This window comes from Streptomyces sp. NPDC055078 (genome assembly GCF_053607985.1).
Window position 1 is genome coordinate 1 of the sequence record NZ_JBSGUP010000525.1, and the last position, 5,839, is coordinate 5,839.

General features: G+C 72.1%; 4 protein-coding genes and 1 pseudogene. 2 read left to right on the top strand and 3 right to left on the bottom strand.

What is annotated here, in order from left to right:
- From ACWF94_RS31055 to ACWF94_RS31065, 3 genes and pseudogenes are all read right to left on the bottom strand, one after another.
- Positions 1-316 (bottom strand): annotated as a pseudogene (locus ACWF94_RS31055) (hypothetical protein); the annotation flags it as partial.
- Entirely contained in the window at positions 300-1,685 is a 1,386-nt protein-coding gene (locus ACWF94_RS31060) for a transglycosylase family protein (RefSeq protein ID WP_453495925.1), read from the bottom strand. The pseudogene ACWF94_RS31055 and the gene ACWF94_RS31060, both read right to left, overlap by 17 nt.
- A gap of 197 nt (positions 1,686-1,882) precedes the next feature.
- Positions 1,883-2,830: a LysR family transcriptional regulator gene (locus ACWF94_RS31065; RefSeq protein WP_453495928.1), complete on the bottom strand. Its 948-nt coding sequence runs from the start codon at positions 2,828-2,830 to the stop codon at positions 1,883-1,885.
- A gap of 97 nt (positions 2,831-2,927) precedes the next feature.
- Between ACWF94_RS31065 and ACWF94_RS31070 the strand changes: the two genes are divergently transcribed.
- Positions 2,928-4,202: an MFS transporter gene (locus tag ACWF94_RS31070; RefSeq protein WP_453495931.1), complete on the top strand. Its 1,275-nt coding sequence runs from the start codon at positions 2,928-2,930 to the stop codon at positions 4,200-4,202.
- Positions 4,203-4,353: 151 nt separating this feature from the next.
- On the top strand, positions 4,354-5,796 hold the full coding sequence (gene gndA / locus ACWF94_RS31075) for an NADP-dependent phosphogluconate dehydrogenase (RefSeq protein ID WP_453495934.1): 1,443 nt from the start codon (positions 4,354-4,356) through the stop codon (positions 5,794-5,796).
- Positions 5,797-5,839 lie beyond the last annotated feature (43 nt).

A 5,839-nucleotide genomic window follows, 5' to 3' on the forward strand; every position in this document is an offset into this window, starting at 1 on the left:
GGGAGTCCTCCTCGCTCCGGGAGGCCGGGTCGCTCAGGGAGTCCGGGCCGACGACGCGGCACCGGCCGTCGCCGGGGCGCGGGACCGGGGAGCCCCGGTCCACGGAATCCCTGCCCTCGGCCCTGCCCGCGATTCCGAGTCCGCCGGATGCCCGGTCCACCGCGCCGCCGGCTCCGGATCCCCGGCTCTCGGAGCCTCGCTCCCCGGAGCCCCGGAACACCGCCCCGCTGACGCCCGACCCCCGGTCCTCGCGGCCCAGGCGGCCGGAGATCCTGCCGCCCGGGATCCGGTCGACGCTGTCAGAGCGAGACACCACCCGCCCGGAGATAGGCCAGGGGGTCGATGTCGGCTCCGTACCCCGGGGCTGTCCGGACCTCGAAATGGAGATGCGGTCCTGAGCTGTTGCCGGTGGACCCCGAGCGGGCGATCCGCTGGCCGCTCGCGACAGCCTGGCCGGAGCGCACCGTGAGCGCCGAGAGATGCGCGTACTGGCTGTACTTGCCGTCCGAGTGGCGGATCACCACCTGATATCCGTACGACCCGGCCCATCCCGCCGATACGACGCGGCCTGATGCGACCGCCTTCACCGATGTGCCCGTGGGGACGGGGAAGTCCACCCCGGTGTGATAGCCGCTGGACCAGGCGGAGCCCGCTTTGCGGTACGGGGTGCCGGTGCGCGCGTCGACGGGGGCGCTCAGGCCCGAGGCGCGGGCGGGCCTGGCGGTGCGCACCTGCTTGGCCTCTTGTTTGTCGGCCTTGGCAGCCTTATCCGCCTTGTCCGCCTCGGGAGCGCGCTTCTTCGGCGCCTGTTTCTTCGGCGCCTGCTGCTTGGGGGCGTGCTGCTTCGCGGACTGCTTCTTGGGGGCCTGCTGAGGAGCCGGCTGCCTGGCGGACTCGCGCTCGCCGGTTCCCCGCTTCTGCTCGGCACCTCCCTGCTTCTGTTCCGCCGGGCGCTTCACGGGGGCCGTCATCCGCAGCAACAGCTTCTGGCCCGGATGGATCAGATCGGGGTCGGGTCCCACCGTCGTCCGGTTCTGGGCGTACAGCCGCTGCCAGCCACCCGGGACCTCCTCGGCACGTGCGATCCCGGAGAGCGAGTCCCCGTGCGCCACGGTGTAGCCCTCGCGCTGGGTGGGCACCGTGGTCGGCGTCGCCTTCGGTTGCGGGTCCGTCCTCGGCCGGGGATCCGTCTTCGGCTTCGGCTGGGTGCTCGCGCGCGGCTGGATCCCGCGGTCGCCCTGCTGCTTGGCGCGCTCGCCGCGCTCGGGGGCCGCTCGGCGCTCGGGCGAGACGTCGGGGGCGTCCCCGCCACGCGCGAGACCGGCGCGTACCGAGCAGTTCGGCCAGGCTCCGGGCCCCTGCCCCTTCAGCACCCGCTCGGCGACCGCGATCTGCTGGTCCTTGCTGGCGAGGTCCGCGCGCGGCGCGTACTCCCGGCCGCCGTACGCCTCCCAGGTCGACTGGGTGAACTGGAGCCCGCCGAAGTAGCCATTACCTGTGTTGATCTTCCATTGCTTGGTCGACTCACAGGCCGCGACCTTCTCCCAGACATCCACGGACGCCGCGTGGGCGTTGCCCGCGCCGATGAAGGGCAGCGCCATACCGGCGCCGCCCGCGGTGACGGTGAGCGAGGCGCGGTTGATGCGGCTCGGTTGCTGTCGGCGATGCCTACCGGTTGCGGCCATGATGACACTCCCCCACAGAGCAGTACGACAGATCACAGAAAGGTCACGTCAAGCGGTCAACCTAAGCATTCCCACTGGACTCTGACAAGGGCTCACCGGGAGCACTTCGCTGACCTGGACCGATGCGCGCCGTATCGGCTATGACCTGGCAGGACGGGGTGCGCCCCCGGGCACGAGCACCGCGCGCCCCTGCCCGGTCACGGGTGAAGCGGCTCCGGGGTCCGGGCCCGGGCGAACTCCTGGTGCAGGAGCTGGGCGAGCGCGGCCAGTTGCCGGTTGGCGCGGTCGGTGCGCCAGATCAGGCCCAGCTGCGACGGTTCTTCGAGGCCGTCGATTTCGAGATAGCGCACATCGCCCCGGGTGGCACGCTCGGTCAGCGGACGGCAGACCAGCATGGCGCCCCCGCCGGAGGCGACGAGCGCGAGGCCCTCCTGAACGGTGGTCATCCCCATGGTGGAGCGGATGGGTGCGCCGGCGGGTGTGGAGCGCGGTACGCGGGCGGCCATCCAGTAGTCGGGGGCGTCTCCCATGGGGTGGAGGAGGTCAAGACCCGCCAGTTCCTCGACGTGCACCCGGTCGGCGGCGGCCATGGGGTGGGAGGACGCGACGGCGAGCAGCCGGTCCTGCGGAGGGAAGCGGAACCCGGTGGTCAGTGCGGTCTCGCGGACGGGCAGCTCGACCACCACGGCGTCGAGACTGCCGTCGAGCACAGCCGAGAAGGGCGAGCCCAGCGGGATCTCGCTCAGCGTCATCGTGACCTCGTGATGGGCGCGAAGCCGGCGGAACGCCTCGGTGACCTCTTCGTAGACACTGCCGTGGAAGCCGATGCGCAACTGGCACAGACTGCCGCTGCGGGCGCGCTCGCGCGCCTGGGTGATCACCGTGGCCAGTGTCTCGTACGCCGGGCGCACCTCGTCGACGAACTGCGCGCCGAACCGGCTGAGCGCCACGCTCCGGCTGGTGCGGTCGACGAGCCGAACGCCGACCCGGCGTTCGAGGGCGGCGACGAGCTGGCTGACCCGGCCCTGGGACAAGCCAAGGCGCCTGGCCGTCCGGCCGAAGTGCAACTCCTCGGCCAGCACGAGCAGGCACTCGATCTCCTGGACATGGACCTGGTTCACCGCACCGCTCACCGCACCGCTCACCGCATCCCTTCCGGCAGCCCCGATCGATTACCCTAGCTGATCGATCCTTGAGAAGATCGCTGTTGTTCCGGCCCCGGCACGCTGATTGCTTGGTGCCATGGTTTCGTACGCAGCGGTTCAGAAGGCCGACCCTGATTCGGCCCGCACCACACCGTGGCAATGGGTGGCGGTCGTGGTGCTGTCGTTGAGCACGTTCGTGGTCGTGACGTCAGAGATGCTGCCGGTCGGGGTGCTGACCCCGATGGCCGACAGCCTGCGGATCACCCCGGGTACGGCGGGGTACAGCCTGACGATCACCGGCCTGGTGACCGCTGTCACCGCCCCCGCGGTACCCCGACTGCTGGGTGCGCTCGACCGGCGACTGGTGCTGGCCGGGGCGATGGTGGTGCTGGCCGCCGGTAACGCGCTGACCGCCGTGGCGGACGGCTTCGGCCTGCTGGTCGTCTCCCGGGCGGTCCTGGGGATCGGGATGGGGGCGGTGTGGGGCCTGGCTGCCGCGGTCGCACCCCGGCTGGTCGCCCCCCGCCACGCCGCGCTCGCCGTGTCCGCCGCCGTCGGCGGGGTCGGCGCCGCCTCCGTCGCGGGCGTACCCCTGGGCACACTCATCGGCAACGCCTTCGGCTGGCGTGCCACGTTCGCCGCGCTGTCCGCCGCCGCGGTGCTCCTCACCGCCGGACTCCTGCTGGCGCTGCCCCGTCTCCCCCGCCCGGCCCCACCGGCCGGCGCGGACAACCGAACCGGCCGCGAGCCGCTGCCGCGCACCACCCCGGTGACCGTAGGTCTGGTACTGATCCTGTTCCTCGTCACCGCCCACTTCGCCGCCTACACCTATGTGCGGCCCGTCCTCGAAGAGCGCACCGGCCTGACACCGGGGGCCATCGCCCTGGTCCTGCTGGTCTACGGCGCCTTCGGCCTGGCCGGCAACTTCGCCGCCGGCGCCCTGGCCGCGCGCCGCGCCCGCGCGACGGTGCTGGTCCTGGCGGCCGGTATCGGCTCGGCGATCGCGCTGCTCGCGCTCTTCAGCACGACGGCCGGTGTCACCGGAGCCGGCGTTGCCCTGTGGGGCCAGGCGTACGGCGGACTGTCGGTGGCCGGGCAGATCTGGATGACCCAGTCCGCACCACACCGCGTCGAGCAGGTGACCGGAATCTATGTGGGTGTCTTCACCGCCGCCATCGCCCTGGGCGCCTTCCTCGGCGGGACCGTCGTGGAATCGACCGGCGTCACCCCCCTTCTGTGGAGCGCCGCCGGGCTCGCTGCCGTGGCTCTCGCCGTGGGGCTGGCGGGCCCGGGACCTGCCGCCCGGCCCCACCGGTCCGGCGAGCGCGACGTAACCCGCTCCGGCGAGCGCGAGGCAGCACGCCGGCCTTGATCCGGGCACCGGCAGGGGGCCCCGGACGGTTCGAAGAAGCGTGTACGGCCGGGCCGGACCGGATCAGCGGGTGGTATGTCCGGACCGGATCAACGGGTGGTATGTCTGGAGCGGACATGGATCATCCGACGGACAGCCAGGAGCACAGATCATGAGTGGAACAGCCCGGATCGGGGTGACGGGGCTCGCGGTCATGGGCCGTAACCTCGCCCGGAACTTCGCCCGCAACGGCTTCACGGTCGCCGTGCACAACCGGACGACGGCCCGGACGCGGGAGCTGGTCGAGGAGTTCGGCGATGAGGGCACGTTCGTGGCGGCCGAGTCCGCCGAGGACTTCGTCGCGGCGCTGGAGCGCCCCCGCCGTCTGGTGATCATGGTCAAGGCGGGTGAGCCGACGGATGCCGTGATCCAGGAGTTCGTACCGCTGCTGGAGGCGGGCGATGTCATCATCGACGGCGGCAACGCCCATTTCGCCGACACCCGCCGCCGGGAGCGGGAGTTGCGTGAGCACGGTATCCACTTCGTGGGCGCGGGGATCTCGGGCGGCGAGGAGGGCGCGCTGCTCGGACCCAGCATCATGCCGGGCGGCTCGGCCGAGTCGTACGCCTCGCTCGGACCGCTGCTGGAGAAGATCGCGGCGAAGGCACCCGACGGTGCGCCGACCGTGGCGCATATCGGGCCGGACGGCGCGGGTCACTTCGTGAAAATGGTGCACAACGGCATCGAGTACGCCGATATGCAGCTGATCGCCGAGGCGTACCACCTGTTGCGCTCGGTCGGGGGCTACTCCCCCGCGAAGATCGCGGAAACATTCCGCACCTGGAACACCGGCCGGCTCGACTCGTATCTGATCGGGATCACGGCGGAGGTGCTGGCCCATACGGACGCGGCGACCGGGAAGCCCTTTGTCGACGTGGTCCTGGACCAGGCGGAGCAGAAGGGCACCGGCCGGTGGACCGTGCAGATCGCGCTCGATCTGGGGGTGCCGGTCTCCGGTATCGCGGAGGCCGTCTTCGCCCGTTCGGTCTCCGGCCACGGGGAGCTGCGCGACGCCTCGCGCGGGCTGCCGGGGCCGGTGCCGCAGGTACTCGACGAGCCCGCGGCGGCGCGGTTCGCCGAGCGGGTCGAGCAGGCCCTGTACGCCTCCAAGATCGTTTCGTACACCCAGGGCTTCCACCAGATCCGGGCGGGCAGCGAGACCTACGACTGGGGCATCGACCTCGGTTCGGTGGCGGCGGTCTGGCGGGCCGGCTGCATCATCAGGGCGGCCTTCCTGGACCGGATCCGCGGCGCCTACGACGCGCGGCCCGAGCTGCCGAGTCTGCTGTCGGACCAGCACTTCGCGGCGGAGATCGGGGCGGCGCAGGACGACTGGCGCGAAGTCGTCGCGACCGCCGCCAGGCAGGGCGTCCCGGCGCCGGGGTTCGCCGCGGCGCTCGCGTACTACGACGCCCTGCGCGCCGAGCGGCTGCCCGCGGCGCTCACCCAGGGGCAGCGGGACTTCTTCGGCGCGCACACCTATCGGCGGACCGATCGTGAGGGGTCGTTCCACACGCTGTGGGGCGGCGACCGCTCGGAAGTGACCGGCGGCTGACCGGCCGCCCGGCACCGGGCGACGGGCCCGCGCGGTGCCGTGC

Excerpts from the sequence above, each read along its gene's own strand:
- ACWF94_RS31060 (WP_453495925.1), bottom strand. The coding sequence starts at position 1,685 with ATGGCCGCAACCGGTAGGCATCGCCGACAGCAACCGAGCCGCATCAAC.
- gndA (WP_453495934.1), top strand. The coding sequence starts at position 4,354 with ATGAGTGGAACAGCCCGGATCGGGGTGACGGGGCTCGCGGTCATGGGC.
- ACWF94_RS31070 (WP_453495931.1), top strand. The coding sequence starts at position 2,928 with ATGGTTTCGTACGCAGCGGTTCAGAAGGCCGACCCTGATTCGGCCCGC.